The organism is Sungkyunkwania multivorans, from assembly GCF_042675645.1.
In the GTDB taxonomy this organism is placed as follows: domain Bacteria; phylum Bacteroidota; class Bacteroidia; order Flavobacteriales; family Flavobacteriaceae; genus Sungkyunkwania; species Sungkyunkwania multivorans.
The window spans coordinates 37,216-58,224 of sequence record NZ_JBHTJH010000010.1 but is presented as its reverse complement, the minus strand read 5'-3'; the positions used below and the strand labels follow the sequence as shown (position 1 = coordinate 58,224).

Sequence of the window (21,009 nt, the reverse complement as noted above, 5' to 3'; positions counted from 1 at the left end):
GATAGTTTATTGCGAAAGGTAAAGCATCAGCCAGGTCATTCCTTCGACTGTATTTAGCGCATTATAGGTTTGTCTTAGTTCTTCTGCATTTTCTTTGGCTGCCGTGCCGATGATCTCGATGGTTTGCCCTGTTTTCCTTATGGTAAATTTGCATCCTTCTTCAACGATTGTGGCTACAACACCCGAACAGGCTATGTCTTGTCCACAATTATGTGCGGCAAAAGCTACTTTACAGGCCAAGGCATTGGCAGAGGACATACAACCAAAAAAGGCACCCGCCTCTACTGCAGGCAGCGAGATCTCTCCTACAATTTTGCAGGCCTCATCTTGAGCGAAGGACAGGGATGTGGTCATCGAGACAAGCAATACAATGATGATCTTTTTCATGATATTTAAGTTTATTTTGTTCTTACTACTTTAACGTCAAAACTTATTTCGAACAGTTCCTTGTTTCCATTAAGTGTCGTTTCTTGCTGACCGAGGCTAGCGGTATTCCCATAGATAGGGTGTATGTCGGGTTGTTGGTCATTCAATTTGGTCAACGTCTCTATCGAGTAGCTTTTCTCGGGATTTTGAAGATTTCCAAACCCAAAGCTAGATCCGATTCCCATGGGTGGCCCACCCAACATGCCTGTTGACCAAGGCGCCGTATTGCCTGTTCGTGTATCTAAGGTGATCGATAATCTCATCGCATGCCTGCCTGTGCTCAGCGATCGATAGGTCGCGCTCGTGGGCAGATTATTTTTGGCAGACGATAGAAAGCTATAATATCGGTTTCGTGCCATCGAGCTCTTCCAAACATTGCTCGATGCGCTGATATTCTTTGGCACCTTGTAATGGATGGTCTTAGCATTTTTGATGGAATCTCTTATTTTTTCGAGCCCGTTCTCGGATGTGAGGTAGCTGATCATGGTGGCCAGCTCGGGAGAGTTGTTATTTCCATTGATCGTTACATGTCCACCACCTTTGACGAGGCCAAAATTAGCGGGTTTTGCAATCTTTAGCTCTGGGTCGAAGGCATTGTAGATATGTCTAACAATGAGGCTCTCTATAAACGTTTGTTGCGCTTCTTTAGAGACTTGTCCTATCATGTTATCAATTGACGGATTGCCCTTGAACCACCTTAAAAAAACAAAATCTTCTGGCTTGAAAAACTCTTGTCGAACAACCTGAGTTGGTCTAAACCAATAAAACTTTAGATTTTGGCCGTTAGTGTTATTGAAATTAAAACTAAAGGGCTGTCCTGTTGCCGGTACCGTATATACCGATTCCATACTCCTCTGTTGGTCAAGGAACATTTGTGCCTCTGTCTTCCTTATAGGAAGCCCAGCCACTAAAGGATCATTAGCTGCGATCTGAACGGGGGCGATGGCATACTTGACTTTATCGGTATAGAGCTTTCTGAGTTTAACATTGTCAATTACCAATTCGTCATCTTTTTTCAGGTCGACATTAAGCTGAAACTGGCCATCCGCGGTGAAAACAATACCTTTTTTTTCATAGATCACTGGTCGATAGTGAACACCCATAAGGTCCTTGGCAGCGAAATATGACAAGGAGATCTTATAGCCAGGTTGTAGCCTGTCTGAAACACTAAACGGGATGATCACATTATTTTGATCATATACAGTGACCACCCATTTACGCCAATCAATAAGTTCTTGCCCACTGATCTGATTCAGTTTCTTATCGCTTTGGACATTTTCATTCACGCTGATTTTTTTAATGGCATCAACAATACTGGTATCGTCTTCTACTGGGTAGAATTCGAGTTGTTGTTCTTTTAAATAATCCTTTATCAACTCGGCAGCGGTAGGACGTGCATCTCCGATGAGTGCAAAGAATTCTTTGGTGTCCTGTCCGTTGTAATATTTAACACGCACCCCATTGTCTTCATGTGATTCCTCAAGTTCGCCGGCAAAATAACTTTGACCACTGACTTCAACTTCGAGATTATTTAAGTTTACCTCGATCTCTTCAGAATTCAAATAGTTAGAGAACAATCGTTGTACATCCAGATTTTCAACATTTACCTCAAAATCTTTGTAGTTCTTCGCTGGCAGCCAATGCACTTGTCCATCGCCGGCAGTAGCGTTTTGAAAGGAGATGATCTCCCTACTTCCATTAGGCATCAGAAAGTAAAGGACAAACTGCGGATTTTTGATGCGAATGCCTTTCTGGGCATCGTTGAAGATCCTTAAGCTGAATCTGATAAAGCCAGCATTCGCATCAACGGTAGATTCTTGAGTGATCTGCTGCACGAGTTGATTTTTTACGTCCGTGCTAGAGGTGTTAGTCGTGGTATTGGTCCTTTCAAATTTTTCGGTGGTCTTGTAGGTCGAAGTCTCGTAGACCCTATATTTTGGGGTCATCATATGATCCAATACATTTCCGCCAAAGTCTAGCAGGCCAGAAGGATCGCCCGAAAATGCTTTGGCGATTCCCCCTAAAAGTGAGCTTGGTTTGGGTCTGCTTTTATAGTAATCTTCATTGGTCTTTCTCTGTCGTTCCTTGGTAACATCTCTGATATAGCTATTGCTAAAAGTATTGGTGTTGCTACTCGAAAAGTTCTGATTGTTTTCGATCTTGTAATTGAGATAGGTCTTTGTCTGGCCCTGTGTCTTTACACCTACTTGGATATTACTGCTAATTTCTATCAATAGTTTTGGTGGGTAGTAGGTTTCTTGAGCGGTGGTGAGATAAAAGGAAATGAGGAATGGAATGAAAAAATAAAATTTCATGGGTCGTATAGTTGGTTTGCCCCTAATTTACAAAAAGTTGAAATTAATTTGCAAACCATCGGGCTATTGCTAGAATCGAGTAGTTGAATAACCAGAATTTAATCTGGCTTCCTTTTGTCCAGCGTTTAGATTCCTATATCTTTGCGGGCTTAAATCGATAGCGATGAATGCATTTGTACGTAAGCGCGTTGCCAACGCCAAGGATGATATTTTAAGCGGATTGACGGTGGCCTTGGCCTTAGTTCCGGAAGCAGTTGCCTTTGCCTTTGTGGCAGGGGTAGACCCCTTAGTTGGATTGTACGCTGCGTTCATGATCGGTTTGATCACCGCTATCTTCGGAGGAAGGCCTGGAATGATCTCCGGTGCTACCGGAGCTTTGGCCGTGGTGATGGTGCATTTGGTCGCCGAAGGAAATGCCATGGGCGCCGAGGGCGAGAACCTTGGTCTATACTATCTTTTTGCCACAGTAATCCTTATGGGAATCATTCAAATGCTCGCGGGTGTCTTTAAACTTGGAAAATTTGTCCGACTTATCCCGCATCCCGTAATGATGGGCTTCGTAAACGGACTGGCCATTGTGATCTTCCTTTCGCAGTTAGGAATGTTCAAAGAGATGGTCAATGGTGAGTTGACTTGGATGTCTGGGAACAAACTATGGATGATGCTCGGTTTGGTGGCGCTAACCATGGGGATCATGTTTGGATTGCCAAAGATCACCAAGAAATTACCAGAGGCATTGATCGCCATCCTTGTTGTTTCGGCTATCGTGATCTTAGGCAACTTAGATGTGGCTACCGTTGGTTCTTTTATTCGCGAAGGTGGCGGCGAAGGCCTAAAAGGTGGATTGCCAACCTTCCAAATGGACATCTTCAATAAAGTTCCCTTCACCCTAGAAACATTAAGATTTATAGCGCCCTATGCTTTTATTTTGGCGGCTATCGGACTCATCGAATCCTTGATGACCTTGAATTTGATCGATGAATTGACAGAGACCCGCGGAAATGCCAATAGAGAGTGCTTGGCCCAAGGTGGCGCCAATATTGTTACTGGTCTATTCGGCGGAATGGGTGGTTGCGCGATGATCGGGCAATCGATCATCAACATCAAATCTGGCGGCCGAACACGACTCTCGGGAATCGTTGCTGCTGTTACTTTGTTAGCTTTTATACTATTCGCCAGCGGCCTGATCGAGCAAGTGCCGATCGCAGCCTTGGTAGGCGTAATGTTCATGGTCGTTATCGGCACCTTTGCATGGAGTAGCTTTAGAATCCTTAGGAAGATTCCGTTGACGGATGCCTTTGTACTGATCGCAGTATCACTGATTACCGTCTTTAAAGATCTCGCAGTTGCCGTGATCGTCGGAGTGATCATCTCAGCCTTGGTCTTTGCCTGGGAAAATGCCAAACGCATCCGCGCTAGAAAGCGCATGAAAGAGGATGGTACGAAGATCTATGAGATCTGGGGCCCGTTGTTCTTTGGAAGTATATCGGCCTTCAACAATAAGTTCGATGTGAAGAATGACCCAGAAAAGGTGGAGATCGATTTTGTGGAGTCGCGTGTAAGCGATCATTCGGCTTTGGAGGCCATCTTCAATTTGGTGGAAAAATATCAAGCTGCAGGAAAGCAGGTGAAGTTGAAACATTTAAGCGAAGACTGCAAAGAACTTTTATACAAGGCGAGTCCTAAGTTCCATGAGGTGATCGAAGAGGACGTGGACGATCCAAGGTATCATTTGGCGGCCAATCCAGAGAAATTCACCAAGAGTTTGTCTGAGTATAAATTATAGGGTTTGCTGTGTCATTCCTGCGTAGGCAGGAATCCATTATTCATACCGATAAAAGGGTAAATCACTCCAATTGGGATTCTCTTCTTCTTCTTTCCCATCAGTCTTATGTATCATTTAACCCTTACACTATCTGGAACCAAAACGGTATAATCTCCACCATTTCGTATGACATCGCGGACAATAGAAGATGAGATATAGCTCTTTCCAGAAGAAGTGAGCAAGAACACGGTCTCTATCTCGGAAAGCTTACGATTGGTATGGGCAATGGCCTTCTCAAACTCAAAATCGGCCGGGTTGCGCAAGCCACGCAAAATGTACTGTGCGTCCACTTCTTTGGCAAAGTCAACAGTGAGTCCTTTATAAGTTACCACTTTGACCTTCGGTTGGTCCTTAAAGGCGTCTTCGATAAACTTTACACGTTCTTTTAAGGAAAACATATATTTCTTGTCGGCATTGATACCTATGGCGATGATCAATTCATCAAACAGCGTAATTCCCCGTTCGATGATGTCGTAATGGCCTAAAGTGATAGGGTCGAAAGACCCAGGAAAAACTGCTCTTCTCATGAGTCCTTCTTTACCTTTCCAAAGGGGTGAAATGATTTTATTTCGTAAATATAATAAACCATATGTTACTTTATATATTAGTTTACCCCCTTCTCTCTTTGGGAGAGGGGTTGGGGGTGAGGGCTTCCTCAATGGCATTTCCGAAAAGCTCGGGCAGGCTAATGCCAGCTGCCTGCGCCTGCTGCGGCAGGATGCTCTCTGCAGTAAATCCTGGGATGGTATTCATCTCTAACATATACGGTTCACCCCCTTGAAAGATGAATTCACTTCGGCTAAAACCACTCATCTTTAGAACGTCATAGGCCTTCTTTGCAACAGCCGAAGCCTTTTTGGTCATTTCCTCTGAAATTCTGGCTGGGGTGATCTCTTGTGACTTGCCTAAATATTTTGCCTCATAATCGAAGAAATCGTTTTCTGAAACGATCTCGGTAATGGGCAATACTTTGGTCTCTCCTTTATAGCTGATCACGCCAATCGATACTTCGGTACCGTCTAAAAATGCCTCTATAATGATCTCATCATCTTCTTTGAAAGCGATATCGATCGCATCTTGAAGATGCTCTTTTTTGTGCACTTTGGTCACACCAAAGCTGCTTCCCGCTTTATTGGCCTTAACAAAACAGGGCAGGCCTACCTTAGAGATTATAGCGTTCTCATCAATCGCATCTCCAAGATTTAGATAATAGGATTCTGCGGTTTTAATTCCGTAGGGCTTTAAGACCGAGAGACAGTCGCGTTTGTTGAATGTTAGTGCTGCCTGATACATTCCGCAGCTGGTATGTGGAATATGAAGTAATTCAAAATAGGCCTGCATATGACCATCTTCGCCAGGGGTGCCGTGAATCGCATTGAAGACACAATCAAAGGTGATTTTCTCATCATCGATAATTACTGAAAAATCATTTCGGTCTATGGGGGTCTCCTGGTTTTGAGCATCGACGTAGACCCACCTGTCCTTGAAGATGTGCACGCGATAGCGATCATATTTGTCAGCATCGAGATACTGATAGACCACATTTCCGCTCTTAAGCGAGATCTTATACTCAGAAGAATATCCACCCATAATGATGGCAATCTTTTTTTTCATCTAGTTCCCTTGAAAAATTAACAAATACTAAAACAAAAATATCATTTAATTTGAAGCGTTATGTAAAGCAATGGGTTTTTATATCTTTGCTTACATATAAACAGAATTGAATGAGTCTACTCAAATTTATTTTCAGTAAATCTTTTTTAAAGCAGATAGGGTTGGCGATCGTCGCCTTTATCGTGATTGTATTCTTGCTGTTGCAATGGTTAAAGAGTTCTACGAACCATAACGAATTTGTACAAGTTCCCGATGTGTCAAACCTTACCTTTATAGAGGCGAAGTCCAAACTAGAAGAGAATAGTTTGAATGTAGAGATCATGGATACGGCCAATTTTAATCCAAAATATCCAAAATTTGCAGTGATCGAACAATTGCCATTGGCAGGAGAGCAGGTAAAGGAAGGTAGAAGGGTCTATCTAACGATCAATCCTTCGGGCTACCGAAAGGTGACGGTCCCTAATATCATTCAGATCACCAGAAGAAGCGCCGAGGCTACCTTGAGAGCGGTAGGTCTGGAAGTGGGAAAGGTCGAATATATCGATCAGATCGGCAGGGATATGGTCTATTATATCAAGTATGATGGCAAGCAGATACGCCCGGGAGAAATGGTGACCAAAACCTCTAAGATCGACCTCGTTCTTGGAAATGGAAGACGCTCAAATTAAAAAGATGGCAACAGTGGAGGAGGAGTTGGACATCAATGGTGAAGAACAAGGTCTTTATGAGCATTACGCCTTTACTGCCGATAAGGGGCAACAGCCGTTTAGGGTAGATAAGTTCTTAATGGGCAGAATAGAGAATGCTACGCGAAATAAAATACAGCAAGCAGCCAAGAATGGTAATATCTTCGTAAATGGTCAGACTGTAAAACAGAATTATAAAGTAAAGGCGGGCGATGAGGTCAAAGTCTTATTTGAGCATCCTCCGCACGAATATCTACTTACACCAGAGGATATTCCCCTAGACATCGTGTACGAAGACGACACCTTGTTGGTTGTGAACAAACCTGCGGGAATGGTTGTGCATCCGGGTCATGGGAATTATTCGGGCACCTTGATCAACGCCTTGATCCATCATTTCGAGAATTTACCAGAAAATAGCAGCGGAAGACCTGGGTTGGTACATCGCATAGATAAAGACACTACTGGGCTTTTGGTAGTTGCCAAGACCGAAGAGGCCATGAATCACTTGAGCAATCAATTTGCCGAAAAGACTTCCGAAAGGGAATATGTGGCATTGGTATGGGGCAATGTCGAAGAAGATGAAGGCACCATTGAAGGGCATTTGGCCCGACACCCGAAGAATCGTTTACAGATGACTGTCTTTCCAGAAGGGGATCAGGGGAAAGAGGCGGTCACACATTACAAGGTCTTGGAGCGATTAGGGTATGTCACGTTGGTCTCGTGCCGACTGGAAACAGGTCGTACCCACCAGATCCGTGCACATATGAAGCATATTGGGCATACGCTTTTTAACGACGAGCGCTATGGGGGTGAAAAGATCCTAAAAGGCACCACTTTCACCAAATACAAACAATTTGTAGAGAATTGCTTTAAAGTACTTCCACGAACGGCGCTTCACGCAAAGACATTAGGCTTTGTACATCCCAAAACTGGGCAGATGATGCGTTTTGATTCTGAGATTCCACAAGACTTGCAGGATTGTATCGAACGTTGGCGGAATTACTCCAAGCATAGTAAAGAGTAAAATCAGAACGAAAGATTGATTTAGTTTATAACGGTATCAGCTGTTTTTTGTTCATCTAGTTTCTTCTACTATTTTCAAGTTGTATTTTTGAAAGAGCACTGTTTGGATCAAGCCTGAACGTGTAAAATAGATTCTCACTGTCGTGGGAATGACCACAAAATGTCATTATCTTATGAAAATTGTAATATCACCCGCAAAGTCACTTGATTTTGATTCAGCATTACCAACGAAAAGACATTCGGAAGCCGCATTCTTATCGGAGGCAGAACGACTGAACAAGCTTTTAAGAAAGAAATCCGCCAGAAGCTTATCAAAACTGATGAGCATTTCACCTGCTTTGGGCGAACTCAATTGGGAGCGTAACCAATCTTGGGCCTTACCTTTCAACCAGAAAAATGCACGACCCGCAGTATATGCCTTCAGTGGGGATGTGTATCGTGGATTGGATATAAGAACCTTACCCGAAGATAAATTGGACGACCTCCAAGATAAATTGCGAATCATATCTGGGCTTTATGGAATTCTCAAACCTTTAGACCTGATGCAGCCCTACCGTCTGGAGATGGGAACCAAACTTCCTGTCGGTGCCAAAAAGAACCTATACGAATTCTGGAGGAAGAAAGTGACCGATAAACTGAATGAAGAGTTAGAAGAAGGCGAGTTGTTTGTGAATCTTGCTAGTAACGAATATTTTAAAGCGATCGATACCAAAGCGCTCAAAGTCCCTGTTGTCACCCCAGTTTTTAAGGATTTTAAAAATGGCGAGTACAAGACGATCATGACCTTTGCCAAGCTTGCACGAGGTTATATGACCCGATATATTATTGATACTGATGCACACACCATCGATGATCTGAAAGGCTTTGACTATGAGGGGTATCGATACAGCAAAGAGCTCTCCACGAAAGAAGATGAGTTGGTCTTTGTTCGCTAACCGATGAGATTTATCATTTCTTTACGATCTGTGCGCCGATGATTACACTATATTTGTCGGCATTCTTAAAAACATTTCATATTGTATTACTATCTTATTTTAGGCTTTCAAGCATTCTGCGTTTATCATTGTTATAAGAATAGAAACGATAGGGTCTGGTATTTTTTGATCATCTTTTTGCCACTTATCGGGTGCGTCGTTTACCTTTTCACTCAGGTATATTCAAAAAAAGGTGTTGAAAAGGTACAAGAGAAATTGACAGAGACCATCAACCCGTCTAAAAAAGTGCTCGATCTTGAAAAGAAGGTACAATTTGCAGATACCTTTGAAAATCGGGTAGCGCTAGGGGATGCTTATCTTTCCAGTGAGATGTATGAGAAGGCGGCAACCACTTATTTATCTGTTTTGAAAGGGACATTTGAGAATGATTTTTATGTGGTGGAACAGTTGATAAGTGCCTACTATTTGCAAGAAAAGGACCAGGAGGTGATCCAAATGGCTTCACGTGTCAAGGAACATAAGGAGTTTAGAAAATCTAACGCCCAGTTTCTTTACGGTTTGTCTTTGGCAAGAGTGGGTAACTTGGACGAAGCCTTTGAGGCATTAGAAGGTCTTAATGTGCGGTATAGCAATTATGAAGAACGGGTGGCCTTGGCGATGCTCTATGAAGAGCATGGAAGAAATGATGAGGCCAAGGAAATTTACCAAGAGATCGTATCCGAGTCAGAAAATATGCAACGTCCCGGTTATAGGACAAACAAGAAATGGATCGAAAAAGCAAAAGAGCAGCTATAAACTGCTCTTTTTTTATCTTTATTCTTCTTTTTTTTCTTCAGTTGGCTCTCCTTTCGGTGGTTCCTCTTTGGCTTTGGCTTTCGGTTTGGCAGCTGCCTTGGGTTTTGTTGTTTTTTTAGCTGCAGGTTTTGCTTTTGGCTTTGGTTTGGGTTTTTCAACACTAGCGACCGCTAATTTTTTCTTCTTTCTAGGTCGGCGTACACCGTAGGTTCCATTGATGATCTTACCTCTTCGAGATTTTTTGTCTCCTTTTCCCATGCTGCTTGGCTTTTGGTGGTTTTAAATGTTAGTATGCTAATTGATCAAAGGTGTTTTTGGGTAGTGGGGCTCCCAAAAGTGAAGTTACTTTTTGGTATCGATGCGTATCTTTTCTTCAGGAAGTTGACGCTTTTTTATCTTTTTCAGCCTCCGCACGCCATGGGTTCCTCTTTGAATCTTTCCTCTTTTCGTTTTTCTGTCTCCTTTACCCATAATTTTCGTTTTGGTTGAAGCTTAAAGTTACTTATTTTCGAATGGAAATTCAAATTTTGAAAAAATCAACAACAGTTGTTCTACCATTTCCATCCTTACGAACCCTTTATTCCTGTTAATGCGACCAAGCTCATCGTTGGGACTTTACCACCTCCAAGATTTTGTACCAAAGATCTTAAAACAGGGGATGTCGATTTTTGTTATGGTAGCATCGATGGACAACTTTGGCCAATTTTAGATAGCATCTTTAAGTTGAATTTAAAGTTCGAGACCACCGACGAAGCTATCCATCAAAGAAAGGTCTTTTTAGAATCGCGTGGCATTGGTATTTGTGATATCGTCGCTTCTGCCGAGCGCAATAAGATCGATGCCTCGGATCTGGGCATGCAAAATGTGAAACTTCGTGATCTTATAGGATATCTTCACAGGCACCCTAAGATCGATACACTGCTGTTCACTGGAGGTAATAGCAAGAATGGTCCCGAGTATTTCTTCAGAAGGCATTTAAAGGAATACGGATTGACGTTGGAAGTGATATCGGATGAAGTTCCGCGCATCCACCAATTCGTCATTGCCATGCCGAGACCTCGGCAGAAGCAATCTGCCAAAGAAGAACGCATCATCAAAACGGTCTCGCTTACGGCGCCATCTGGTGCAGCCAACCGTGCTGTGGGTAGTTTACCACTTTACAAAAAGCTCAAAGATGCGGATCCCCGTTTCAATACGATCGATTTTAGAGTGATGCAGTATCGTGAGTTTTTTTAAATGAAGCGAGCGTTTATTCAATAGGTGTACTCAATATTCCGTAAAATGCTTTAAGGCCATATTTGACATTCGCAATCCTAAGATTCTCATCGGGACTATGCTGATTGTTATCAGGGTTCACCATAGGAACGATGATGGCGGGGACGTTTAAGGCATTGATAAAGGGTGCGATGGGCACCGTACCACCCATAATACGAATGTGAACGAGCTCCTCGTCAAAGTTTGCGTTCATCACCTTTGTGAGCCATTGCGCATGGCGATGATTCATATCGGTCCTAAAGGCTTTTGTAAAGGAGCCTTCTTCAAAAGTTACGATCTTGTCATAGGTTATACGTTCTTCAAGAGATGGTTCTTTCTGGGTCACATAAAAACCTTGGGATTCGATATGCGCTTTCACCAATTTCTTTAGGCGGTCACCGTCACTTTCGGGGACCAAGCGCATGTCTATAGCTGCTGTAGCTTTGTCGGGTACGATGGTTCTAGCCTGAGCACCGACCCAACCTGAAGATAATCCACGAACATTTAGAGAGGGAAATTGTAGCGATTCTTGGTAGTTATCGCCTACTTTTTCTGGGGTTTTTATTGCCAAACGAGCCAGCAGCTGTCCTTTGTCATCGGGTACGGCGGCCAAAATGGTCTTGATGTCATCATTCAATTCGATGCCGTCATAATAGCCTTTGATCGTAACCCGCCCTTGGGCATCTTTCATGCTGGCGAGCAATTGCGCCAACTGCATACCTGGATTTGGCGCATAATTGCCAAAATGTCCGCTATGTTGAGGTTTTATAGGACCATAGGTGGTAAGGTTCACGGTGGTAATTCCGCGACAGCCATACACCAGCGTAGGTTGCCCCGAAGGATGTACCGGACCATCTGTGATGATCATCAGATCGGCTTCTAACAGATCCTTGTATTGTTTAACAGCATCGGGTAGGGGTTTGCTACCGCGTTCTTCTTCGCTATCCAAGATAACTTTAACGTTATATGGGATTTTCTGTTTGTTCGACTTTAAAAGGTCAAGCGCATGAAGCATCATAATGATGGGGCCTTTGTCGTCCGAGACAGAACGCCCGAAAATACGCCACTCCATATCGATATCTCCTTTGAGATTTTCCCAAGGCACCGTTTTCCATTGACCTTCCTTTTGTTCTTTAAGGACGACGCCATAGGGATCTTCCTGACTCCATTTCGAGGCATCGACAGGCTGTCCATCAAAGTGCATGTAGAATAATACTGTTGGACGGTCATCTTCCATGGGTAAGGAGCCAAAGAACAACGGTTCGCCACTGGTCGATAAGGTTGTGGTGTTAAAACCACGTTGTTTGAACTGGTTCGTCAACCAAGAGATATTTCTATAGATATCCACTGAGTTAATGGAATTGTTAGGGATGGCTACAAAGGTCTTGATATCTTGGACAGTACTGGAGAGTGCTCCCTTTATCTGTTCATCTAGATCTTGGGCACTGACCATTGCCGTTAGGAATAGTGTACTTACTAATAGCAATCGTTTCATACTTTGGTGATTGATTTTATATAAAGATACGTAAAGTGCGGTGGTCGTTGGAGGAAAAGAAATATGGTCGGTGTTTTGAGTATATTTTCTATGCCTCTCGTAAGATCTTCTCCATCTTGCGGCCTTTAGACAATTCGTCCACCAATTTGTCCAAATATCGTACTTGCCGTGTCAAGGGGGTTTCGATCTCTTCGATGCGATAACCACAGATAACGCCTTTGATGAGATGGGCGTTGGGATTTAGTGAAGCTTCTTTAAAAAAGGTCTCGAAGGTCACTTTCCTGTCGACGAGGTCCTGCAGTTTTTCATCATCGTAACCCGTTAGCCATTCGATCACTTGATGTAATTCTTCTTTGGTTCTTCCTTTTTTCTCCACTTTGGTAACATAATGTGGGTAGACCCCAGCAAAGGTGAGTTTTGCAACTCGCGCATCGTGTTCAGGTGTTGTTGTACTCATATTGATGTTTTGGTTTTACGGGTCTATTTTAATTCTTCTTTGGCTCGACTACCCATGAATCATCGTTTTTAAAGATAATTAATTTCAGTGAAGTCTTGCCCATAGATCACGACCACTAAAATGCCATATTCAACATTTGTTCTATTCATCGTTAGGCATTAAATGCAAAGGAACATGGACTTGCGGTTAGAAAAAGGATTACTCAGGAAGTCTGTTCTTCACCAATGAAATTTGCCCCATGTGATTCGCCGAATGTTCCAAAATATGGAACCATGCCCAATGGTTGTTCACGTTTTCATCCACATTTGCCGCAAACCAAATATCATCTTTGGCTTTGAGACCTTTAAGTGTTTTGCTCCGAACTTCATCCCAAAGGTCCAAATAATATGATATGGGTTTTCCTTGTAACTCTTTTCGTTGCTTTTCACCTAAGCCAGTAGCTATCCCCCAGAATTCCGATTCCTCTTCGGTCCATTGGCGATTTTCCAAGGTTTCAACCTGATAATATGATTCTGTCGCGGCCAGATGCATGATCAAGGCCCCAATGCTATTGGCCTTGTCGTCGAATAGGAAATCCGTTTCCTCTTGACTCAGATCGTGCGTCATTTCTGTAATTCTACTCTTTAGATCTTCAAGCATATTTACCATGACGCCTATCTGCGGAGTATAGCCTTCTACTGGTTTAATTTCATACTGTGCATTTACTCCTAACACGGAAAAGCAAAAAACGAAAAGAAAGACGATTCTTTTTAAGGAAGTCATACGATGAGTTTTAAAGGTTGTCGATTCTAAAATTATTAAAACATTCTAGAACAGACCCTTAAATATTTATTAATACTGGCGGCGTGTTGGTCTTTATTTCGAGTAAATCATCTTTATGGACTTCTTGTAAAATGCTAGAAGCACCATTCCTACGCATCAATTTTCTATGATTAAAAGACTTCTGATGTGCTTGTTTTATTCTATTTCACCCATTTTGTTGAGACCTCAAATAAAGGCTACGCTCCACCAATGATTTGCATCTTCTGTCGCTCCAGTTGCTGTTCAATCGATATTCATCGAGTTAAATTCTGAGAATACCTGTTGGGCCTCTTCGACCATTCCGATTGGAATATATTCGCAGACCTCGGCATATTTCTTCCACATCTTGAGAACTTCGGGGTCGGCATGGGCCTTTTCCATGGCCATTTTTGATTTCCACCCAAAGACTTCGACGATGGTGCCGCCTTCAGCTTCCATTACGATAGGTTTTCGATGGGTAACAAGCCCCAGGTCATGTAAGCTGTTCCAATGGGATTTGGCCAATTGTTTTAATTCTTCCTCTTTTCCCTTTAGAGGTTTGTATCCTACGATGACGATTCTTTCCATTTTTAAAGTTTTTGATATGGACCCTTTGCGTTTTCTGCAGAACGCGTTATGACTCCATGCTTTATATTACAACTATTTTCCAGATTCATCAATAACATACCTGAAATCACAATAAGGCGCCCCTTCTGCAATGACTTGACTTCGCTTAAAAACAATGCCTTTGGGTAAATATTTTTGGATATAGAGGTCTGCCTTGCACATATAGGGTGCCAACTCTTCAGCGTTCATCTTTTTTAGAAAATGGACATGACCACATCTAAGCACGTTGACGCCGTAAAATAAGTTCCCAGTGGGTTTTAAATATTCAAATTGCTGTCCTTCTGGGTCATTTGCCTTATTGGTTCGAGCAAACCACCAACGTCTATAAATTCTATGCAGAAATCGATTTCTATAAATTTTTCTTGCGATCCAGTTGTCAAATTGTCCGTCCATCCATCTGTTTACAAAGGGCAGGATCATTTTTAGGGCATCATCTTTTTCCAATTCGGTTCGCAACGCCCTGTAGAAAGCTAGACTATCTACAGATATCTGTAGGAGCATCCGATTAAAGGACGACTTAAACACTGGTATGTCTTTCTGGATCTCTTTGTAGTTAGAAGCTATCGAAGCCATGATACTATGGCATTGTTCCGCAGGATATTTCTGTGCTAGCACCTCTTTTGCGAATTTCGTGACTCTTGCTATTCGTTTGTCTGTGGTCATTAGCGAAATGATTATCCAGAATATGATGATGTTTCTTTAAAAATGAAGACAGATCTTCTTCGATCGGCAGCGTTCTGATGTCTCCCTTCTTTTGTTGTCTACCCGATCTTATCTTTTCACAAAGACCTTGTATGCCCAAGCGTCCAATGTTATTTCGAAGTTATCCTTCAAGGCCACGTCCTCTTTTGTAAAGTAATCGACATAGTCACCATGATAAAGTGCTTCTTTAAAGTTGACCTTTTGGGTTTTATCTGAAAAATTGAAGATCGCAAAAACTTTGTCCTTTTCGTTTTCCCTAACAAAACTGAGAATGTCATTTTCTGAGGAATTCGGAACTTTGATCATGGTGGCGCCCCATTTGGCATGCCAAAGGGCGGTATTTTCCTTCAATAGCGCGAAAAGCTCTTTGTATAGATCGCCGATGTAGTGTTTTTGCCAAACGATGGGGTCTTTCTCAAAAAATGCCAAACGCCTAGTATTCCCCGCTTCTTGTCCGTTATAAATAAGCGGTAACCCTTCTCCCACAACAGAAAGTACGATCGCCGCATTTAGCCCATCGCCAAATTGTTCCCACATAGTACCCTCCCACGCATTTTTGTCATGATTGCTCACAAATGTCATTCGCATGGCATTTTTGGGGAATGCGCTTTCATTCCAAGAATAGTAGATGTATAGGCCATTCACATTGGCCCGACCCATACAGATATTATGTACGGTTTCATTCCAGCTCCAAGCGTAGGTCATGTCGAAGGCTTCGGCATGAAGATCACGCGACTCCCATTCGGCCAGCATAAAGACAGGTTTTATGGCATCTAACTCTTTACGGACATGGGTCCAAAAATCAACAGGCACAAAACCAGCCACATCACATCGGTACCCATCGATGTCAGCTTCTTTCACCCAATATTTAAGGGCAGCTGTCATATACTGGCGAACGCCAGAGTTATTGAAGTCCAGATCGATGATATCTGACCAATCCCACCAAGGCGTCGGTCTAAAGTCGCCCTTATAATCTCTATCATACCATTCTGGATGCTCTTTCACCAGGACATTGTCCCAAGCGGTATGGTTGGCCACCCAGTCTAGGATAACATACATTCCTTGGCCATGAGCCGCTTTTACAAAGCCCTTAAGGTCTTCCAAGCTGCCTAATTCGGGATTCACACTGTAGTAATCTTTGACGGAGTAGGGGCTTCCCAACGTGCCTTTTCTGTTTTTTATACCGATCTCGTGAATTGGCATCAACCAAATAATGTCCACACCAAGCTCCTTTAAACGCGGCAGATGGTCCTGCGCGGCCTTGAAGGTTCCTTCTTCTGTAAACTGTCTTGTATTCAATTGGTAGATCGTTGCATTCTTGCTCCACTCGGGATGCGTGATCTTTACATATGCCTCCGGACTGTATGCATTTGACGAAGAAGTAGGTTCATTTTGTTCTTTGGTATGATCTTGGCACCCCAGTAGGATGAGGCTCATTCCGAAGAATAGGCATTGTTTGATTTTTTTCATGATCTCTTTTGTATTACTCGCTACTTATCAAAAATTGGTAATGACGAAGAAGTAGAAAGGTTTTGACACTGGGTTACTGCAAAATGGTTCGTATGTGGCATTCTGACATCACTATAAATTTAGCAAAAAGGCTTGAGATTCAGGGGTAAAACGTCAAACGCCATTCAAGTTATGGACTAGAATCACTATCTTTCTGTAGTTTGGAATCACAAATAAAAAACAAATGATAAAAGGTCTGGTTATAATGATAGTCGCCGCGCTACCCTTGTTTGTACATGCTCAAAACGAGGAGTACGCCCTAAGTTCCTATTTGAGTGAAGGCGTAAAAGCCCCCAATACACATCATCTTGGTGATGCTTGGTTAAATTTTCTGGTAAAGGCAGATGATGATTTTGACAAGAACATCACGCAGGCAACTTTTGGTCCCAACGCAACCTTGGATTGGCACAAACATGTTACGAATCAGGTGATCATCGTGGTCGCAGGTGAGGGTTATTACCAAGAAAGAGGGAAGGAGCCCATTGTGATCAAAAAGGGAGATGTGATCCATTGTATGAAGGACACAGAACACTGGCATACCTCCTCGGCGGACAGTTCGGTCTCCTATATCGCGATTTATGGGAAGCAACCCACCATCTGGACGGAAAAGCTTACTCGAGCATACTATGACAGCGTGGCCCAAAAACTAAAGGGGAAATAGAGATAGGGGGTTGGGTTGTAGATAATTGAAGCTGCGTTGTAGTTTCGGTGATGGTTTCGTTTTGGAATGCATCGTCGGAATGATCATCGACCTCCGTACTTATGACATTACAATTTTTCGGCATGTTATTTTCTGTCTTTATATAATTCGATCGCTTGTAAAAGTTTCATTCCACCATCCGCTGTCAGGTCGTTGATAGATCCATTTAATTCAGGATGATTTTTGTCAATCCAGCTCAAAAGTCTATTTTTATTTTTTTCCCATGTTGGAAAATCAAAATTCACGTAATCTATTTCTACACTGATTATTTTATCTTTTTGAAACCTGAGAGTTTGATTTGTTATGAATGGTTTTTCGTGAAGAAAAGAAATTCGCTTGTCCGTCTTTGAAATTCTTGCTTTGACCATTCCGTCCTTTTGTTCAATTTCGAGTATCTCATAGTCAGGGTCAAAAACAAAATCCCATTTTAAAAACTCCAAATATTCGGTCTTGGAGTATACGCTTTTATGTTCTCCTTCTATCGTTTTCAGGCTATCTGCAAACCAGTCCGACATTTTAGCGTAGTCCGAATTGTCAAGAACCTCAAAGTACTGTTTAGCGATTTCAACTTTGTCAATTTCCTTTTCAGCGTTGTTGCAGGATATGGATACGACTGCAAATAGCAGCAATGATATTATAGTTTTGCCCATTTGTTTTTGGTTTGATCTAAGATGCTAGAAGGGTTCTGTGTAGGCGTCATTTATAGGTTAATGAGTGTTAATTTAGGATTTGGTACTAACAATAGCAAATCAAAGATTTAACGAAGCTAATTCCGAGTGCCTGCCTGCCTGCGAAGGTAGGGATTCGGACGTAATTGCGGTTGTGTGTTGTTGACAACAGTGTTTTTTTTCACTTTTCATTCCGAAATTACCGGTGCATGTCCAATGAGCTCATCCCTTTTCAGGGCATCGACCATAAATTTTGCGACATTTTTACGGCTGATCGTCAGATTTGGTTTGGGCTCGTTGTCATAGCTCTCAATTCTATTCTTTTCCTTTTTAAAGTTGGTCAGTCCGGTTGGTCGTACGATCGTCCATTTTAAATTCGACCTTTTTAATAGATTTTCCTGTCGTTCATGGTCTTTATAGGCAGCTCCGATATTACTATTTTTTATAAACCATTTAAACCAAAATGGGATTTCCTTTTCGGTTTCGGCAACGCCCCAAGCCGAACAGACCACAATTCTTCTAATTTCTTTCTCTTTTGAAAGCGAAATTATATTTTTCATCACGTCAGAAAGGAACGTTGGTGGTGTTCTTAGCCTGGACCAAGGGAAATCCGATTTTCGAGATATATTTAGAGCGCTAATGATTCCATCACAACCGTCAATTGCATTTTCCAGATTGGACATCCGTTCGGGCGAACCTTGGAAAACACGTAATTTTTTAGAATTTTCCTTGATTTTTTTCGGTTCTCGAACCAAACAATGCACTTCATAACCTTGATATAGGGCTTCTTCTAGAATTAATTTTCCAGTTCTTCCAGTTGCACCTAATATCAATATTTTCATTTGCAAGTTGTTGGTTTTATTGTTGTGAACGAATAGGGTATGAAACGTTGTGGAAAACATCCGCAGACTTTAACACCGTAGCGCTAAATTAATAAATAAGCGAGGATTTCCGTTTAGGAAAACCGCCCGTAATGGATTATTCGTATTGTTGGCATTTTATTTTTTACTTGTCCCACTCACTGGACTCCATCCATTTTTTCTTCCATTCTTTTGGAAATGATCTGTGGTTCCTGGTCTTCATAGACAATTTTGTATAAAATATTTCCTGAACTTGTCCATTCCTTTTTTTTAGGTACACAAAATTTTGATTTGCAGGTTTAATCAGACTATCTCCAACTTCTGCAGAATCGACTATTTTCTGATATGGAGAAATTTCAAAAAATCCCGTTGCTGTTTTTATTTTTAAATGAGTTGGTTTTGTCTTTCGAACCGAGAATTTGTCAAAAATAATACCCTCATATCCTGTTGCAATCTCGTCTATTTTCATTTGAACACCACTGGGCATGGAAAGTCTAGTTTCTATGATATAGATAAAAAGAAAGAAAAGGATAATTATTGAGATAGAAATGAGAACTTTTTTCAAATAATTTAATTTTTAAAATGAATGCTAACTTGTATATAAACACTATAGCGTTTATTCTCATCATGTTGATTCGATCATACCATTTATACCTCTATTTTGGGCGACTCAAGTCCAGGTCGATTCATTATTAGTCCAAAATAAGAAGTTTTTAGGAGAAATGGTTACGGATTTTCCGTAGTTGGGGAGTTAAAGCACTTTTGACCTAGCTTTCAGAATTATCGGCGATCTTTGATTTTCGTTGAAGCGCTAAACTAATATTATTTATGAATAAATATGGGCATCCGTTAAAAGCTAATCAATGTAGCGGATTGATTTCTATAATTTCTTGTTTTCCTAAGTTCGTTTTTTCAGTTCATATGGCCAAAAGATTCTTCGTTTGAACGTGGCTAAGAAATCTTCAAAATCGTTATTAACGAAAGAATTTCGGGGTAGAACTATCTTCCCCGAATGTTGGTAGTGGATTACAATATAGTCCGCTGCCACTTGATGTTCAGCAATGTTTTCCCAGTTAACCTCCAATACATCTTTGTCTTGTATAAGGCAGACGCTCTTATTGTTTAATTTGAGCTTGTGTTCTTTATAACTGTGGTTAAGTTGGTAGAAATCTTCTATCCACTTGCGACTTTTTTTTAGTGATTCGGAATGGCTTTTAAAATCTAAGGTAGCCATTAGAAGTCCAAGACAGAGGAAAAAAATAAAGAACCATTCTGAAGTGCTTTTTGGGCCATAGATAAATCCGACGATGATCGGGACAAGGAAAATAAAAACGATAATTTTAGCATCAGCTTTTCTTCTCTTTCGTCTTTTCAGGTCATAAACGTCTTCGAATACTTCCTTGAAATGCGATTCTTGATAAGACAATCTAAATTCAATTTCATGAAGCTTATCTGTCATCGAATGGTCTTTACGAATTTTCCAATCCCTCCCACACCCTCTTTGGTCAAATGTTTTATAAAGGCCGAGCCAATGATGGCACCTTTGGCCTGTTTGGTGGCCTGGTCAAAGGTCTCGGCGTTGCTGATCCCAAAACCGACGATCTGCGGGTTGTTTAGCTCCATCTTGGCGATACGGTCAAAATAATCGCTTTGCGCATTCCCAAAGGTGTTCTTTGCGCCGGTCACACTGGCAGAGCTTACCATATAGATAAAACCGTTACTCACGCTATCGATAAACCGAATACGCTCCTCACTGGTCTGCGGGGTGATCAAGAACACATTGATCAAGCCATATTTTTCAAAGGTGGCCTGGTATTCCTCGTGATACACATCTACCGGCAGATCGGGGATGATCAAACCGTCGATGCCCAACGCTTGGCATTTAGCACAAAAGGCCTCTACGCCATATTGCATCATAGGATTAAAGTAGCCCATAGCGATCAACGGGATCTGCACCTCTTTGCGAATGTCTTTAAGCTGTTGAAAGAGTTTCTCGGTGGTCATGCCATTTTTTAGCGCGGCAGTAGAGCTGTCTTGTATAGTGGGTCCGTCTGCCAAAGGATCACTAAAGGGCAAACCGATCTCTATCATATCCACCCCGTTCTTTTCTAATTCTTTGATGATAGTGGCGGTGTCCTCCAGAGAAGGGTATCCCGCTGTGAAGTATATGGATAGGAGTTTTTTATTCTCTTGTAGTTTTTTGTTTATTCTGTTCATTTAAATTAATTTTTTTTCATTCCCGCGCCTGCCTGCTATACAAACAGAAAGGCTCAATTATTTTCGTTTCATCCTTGAATTGTCATTAACGCTGTTGAATCTGCGATTTCCTACCTATTAT

General features: G+C 41.9%; 24 protein-coding genes. 7 read left to right on the top strand and 17 right to left on the bottom strand.

Annotated features, from left to right (window positions below; all coding sequences use genetic code 11):
• Positions 1-6: 6 nt before the first annotated feature.
• Together ACFQ1M_RS10370 and ACFQ1M_RS10365 are read right to left on the bottom strand one after the other, a co-directional pair.
• A complete protein-coding gene (locus tag ACFQ1M_RS10370) occupies positions 7-387 on the bottom strand; it encodes a hypothetical protein (protein ID WP_386407893.1) in 381 nt (126 codons plus the stop codon).
• 11 nt (positions 388-398) lie between these two features.
• On the bottom strand, positions 399-2,741 hold the full coding sequence (locus ACFQ1M_RS10365) for a hypothetical protein (RefSeq protein ID WP_386407891.1): 2,343 nt from the start codon (positions 2,739-2,741) through the stop codon (positions 399-401).
• A gap of 163 nt (positions 2,742-2,904) precedes the next feature.
• Here ACFQ1M_RS10365 and ACFQ1M_RS10360 point away from each other — a divergent pair, with 163 nt between their 5' ends.
• A complete protein-coding gene (locus ACFQ1M_RS10360) occupies positions 2,905-4,527 on the top strand; it encodes a SulP family inorganic anion transporter (RefSeq protein ID WP_386407889.1) in 1,623 nt (540 codons plus the stop codon).
• A gap of 110 nt (positions 4,528-4,637) precedes the next feature.
• On the opposite strand, the gene coaD is transcribed toward ACFQ1M_RS10360, so the two are convergent.
• Together coaD and ACFQ1M_RS10350 are read right to left on the bottom strand one after the other, a co-directional pair.
• Entirely contained in the window at positions 4,638-5,093 is a 456-nt protein-coding gene (coaD, locus tag ACFQ1M_RS10355) for a pantetheine-phosphate adenylyltransferase (RefSeq protein ID WP_386407887.1), read from the bottom strand.
• Between the two features lie 82 nt (positions 5,094-5,175).
• Entirely contained in the window at positions 5,176-6,180 is a 1,005-nt protein-coding gene (locus tag ACFQ1M_RS10350) for a D-alanine--D-alanine ligase (protein WP_386407885.1), read from the bottom strand.
• Positions 6,181-6,290: 110 nt separating this feature from the next.
• Between ACFQ1M_RS10350 and ACFQ1M_RS10345 the strand changes: the two genes are divergently transcribed.
• From ACFQ1M_RS10345 to ACFQ1M_RS10330, 4 genes are all read left to right on the top strand, one after another.
• Entirely contained in the window at positions 6,291-6,848 is a 558-nt protein-coding gene (locus ACFQ1M_RS10345) for a PASTA domain-containing protein (protein ID WP_386407883.1), read from the top strand.
• Between the two features lie 4 nt (positions 6,849-6,852).
• Positions 6,853-7,890, top strand: coding sequence for an RluA family pseudouridine synthase (locus tag ACFQ1M_RS10340; protein ID WP_386407882.1), 1,038 nt, complete (start codon positions 6,853-6,855; stop codon positions 7,888-7,890).
• A gap of 172 nt (positions 7,891-8,062) precedes the next feature.
• On the top strand, positions 8,063-8,824 hold the full coding sequence (yaaA, locus tag ACFQ1M_RS10335; protein WP_386407880.1) for a peroxide stress protein YaaA: 762 nt from the start codon (positions 8,063-8,065) through the stop codon (positions 8,822-8,824).
• Positions 8,825-8,905: 81 nt separating this feature from the next.
• Positions 8,906-9,619, top strand: a complete 714-nt coding sequence (locus ACFQ1M_RS10330) for a tetratricopeptide repeat protein (RefSeq protein ID WP_386407878.1) — start codon at positions 8,906-8,908, stop codon at positions 9,617-9,619.
• An 18-nt stretch (positions 9,620-9,637) separates the two neighbouring features.
• Here the strand turns inward: ACFQ1M_RS10330 and ACFQ1M_RS10325 are convergent, their stop codons facing one another.
• Both ACFQ1M_RS10325 and ACFQ1M_RS10320 read right to left on the bottom strand, forming a co-directional pair.
• Entirely contained in the window at positions 9,638-9,877 is a 240-nt protein-coding gene (locus ACFQ1M_RS10325) for a 30S ribosomal protein THX (protein WP_386407876.1), read from the bottom strand.
• 84 nt (positions 9,878-9,961) lie between these two features.
• Positions 9,962-10,090: a 30S ribosomal protein THX gene (locus ACFQ1M_RS10320; protein ID WP_386407874.1), complete on the bottom strand. Its 129-nt coding sequence runs from the start codon at positions 10,088-10,090 to the stop codon at positions 9,962-9,964.
• A gap of 75 nt (positions 10,091-10,165) precedes the next feature.
• On the opposite strand from ACFQ1M_RS10320, the gene ACFQ1M_RS10315 reads away from it, so the two are divergent.
• Positions 10,166-10,855: a uracil-DNA glycosylase family protein gene (locus ACFQ1M_RS10315; protein WP_386407872.1), complete on the top strand. Its 690-nt coding sequence runs from the start codon at positions 10,166-10,168 to the stop codon at positions 10,853-10,855.
• A 13-nt stretch (positions 10,856-10,868) separates the two neighbouring features.
• On the opposite strand, the gene ACFQ1M_RS10310 is transcribed toward ACFQ1M_RS10315, so the two are convergent.
• From ACFQ1M_RS10310 to ACFQ1M_RS10285, 6 genes are all read right to left on the bottom strand, one after another.
• A complete protein-coding gene (locus ACFQ1M_RS10310) occupies positions 10,869-12,368 on the bottom strand; it encodes a M20/M25/M40 family metallo-hydrolase (RefSeq protein WP_386407870.1) in 1,500 nt (499 codons plus the stop codon).
• An 88-nt stretch (positions 12,369-12,456) separates the two neighbouring features.
• Positions 12,457-12,825 (bottom strand): DUF2200 domain-containing protein, encoded by a 369-nt coding sequence (locus ACFQ1M_RS10305; RefSeq protein WP_386407868.1) that lies wholly within the window; start codon positions 12,823-12,825, stop codon positions 12,457-12,459.
• A gap of 198 nt (positions 12,826-13,023) precedes the next feature.
• Positions 13,024-13,587 (bottom strand): mycothiol transferase, encoded by a 564-nt coding sequence (locus ACFQ1M_RS10300; RefSeq protein ID WP_386407866.1) that lies wholly within the window; start codon positions 13,585-13,587, stop codon positions 13,024-13,026.
• 282 nt (positions 13,588-13,869) lie between these two features.
• Entirely contained in the window at positions 13,870-14,193 is a 324-nt protein-coding gene (locus tag ACFQ1M_RS10295) for a hypothetical protein (protein ID WP_386407864.1), read from the bottom strand.
• 72 nt (positions 14,194-14,265) lie between these two features.
• Positions 14,266-14,895 carry an L-2-amino-thiazoline-4-carboxylic acid hydrolase gene (locus tag ACFQ1M_RS10290; RefSeq protein ID WP_386407862.1) on the bottom strand — a complete coding sequence of 210 codons (630 nt, stop codon included), beginning with the start codon at positions 14,893-14,895 and terminating at the stop codon, positions 14,266-14,268.
• A 108-nt stretch (positions 14,896-15,003) separates the two neighbouring features.
• Positions 15,004-16,404 (bottom strand): alpha-amylase family glycosyl hydrolase, encoded by a 1,401-nt coding sequence (locus ACFQ1M_RS10285; RefSeq protein ID WP_386407860.1) that lies wholly within the window; start codon positions 16,402-16,404, stop codon positions 15,004-15,006.
• A gap of 223 nt (positions 16,405-16,627) precedes the next feature.
• On the opposite strand from ACFQ1M_RS10285, the gene ACFQ1M_RS10280 reads away from it, so the two are divergent.
• Positions 16,628-17,104 carry a cupin domain-containing protein gene (locus ACFQ1M_RS10280; protein ID WP_386407858.1) on the top strand — a complete coding sequence of 159 codons (477 nt, stop codon included), beginning with the start codon at positions 16,628-16,630 and terminating at the stop codon, positions 17,102-17,104.
• 125 nt (positions 17,105-17,229) lie between these two features.
• Here ACFQ1M_RS10280 and ACFQ1M_RS10275 read toward each other — a convergent pair whose 3' ends face one another.
• From ACFQ1M_RS10275 to trpA, 5 genes are all read right to left on the bottom strand, one after another.
• On the bottom strand, positions 17,230-17,793 hold the full coding sequence (locus ACFQ1M_RS10275) for a hypothetical protein (protein ID WP_386407856.1): 564 nt from the start codon (positions 17,791-17,793) through the stop codon (positions 17,230-17,232).
• Between the two features lie 206 nt (positions 17,794-17,999).
• Positions 18,000-18,653 carry an NAD(P)-dependent oxidoreductase gene (locus tag ACFQ1M_RS10270; RefSeq protein WP_386407854.1) on the bottom strand — a complete coding sequence of 218 codons (654 nt, stop codon included), beginning with the start codon at positions 18,651-18,653 and terminating at the stop codon, positions 18,000-18,002.
• A 163-nt stretch (positions 18,654-18,816) separates the two neighbouring features.
• A complete protein-coding gene (locus ACFQ1M_RS10265; RefSeq protein WP_386407852.1) occupies positions 18,817-19,236 on the bottom strand; it encodes a hypothetical protein in 420 nt (139 codons plus the stop codon).
• 333 nt (positions 19,237-19,569) lie between these two features.
• Positions 19,570-20,130, bottom strand: coding sequence for a hypothetical protein (locus tag ACFQ1M_RS10260; RefSeq protein ID WP_386407850.1), 561 nt, complete (start codon positions 20,128-20,130; stop codon positions 19,570-19,572).
• The gene (gene trpA, locus ACFQ1M_RS10255; RefSeq protein ID WP_386407848.1) at positions 20,127-20,888 is read right to left on the bottom strand and encodes a tryptophan synthase subunit alpha; all 762 of its coding nucleotides are present in this window, start codon (positions 20,886-20,888) and stop codon (positions 20,127-20,129) included. Before trpA ends, ACFQ1M_RS10260 begins: the two co-directional genes overlap by 4 nt.
• Positions 20,889-21,009 lie beyond the last annotated feature (121 nt).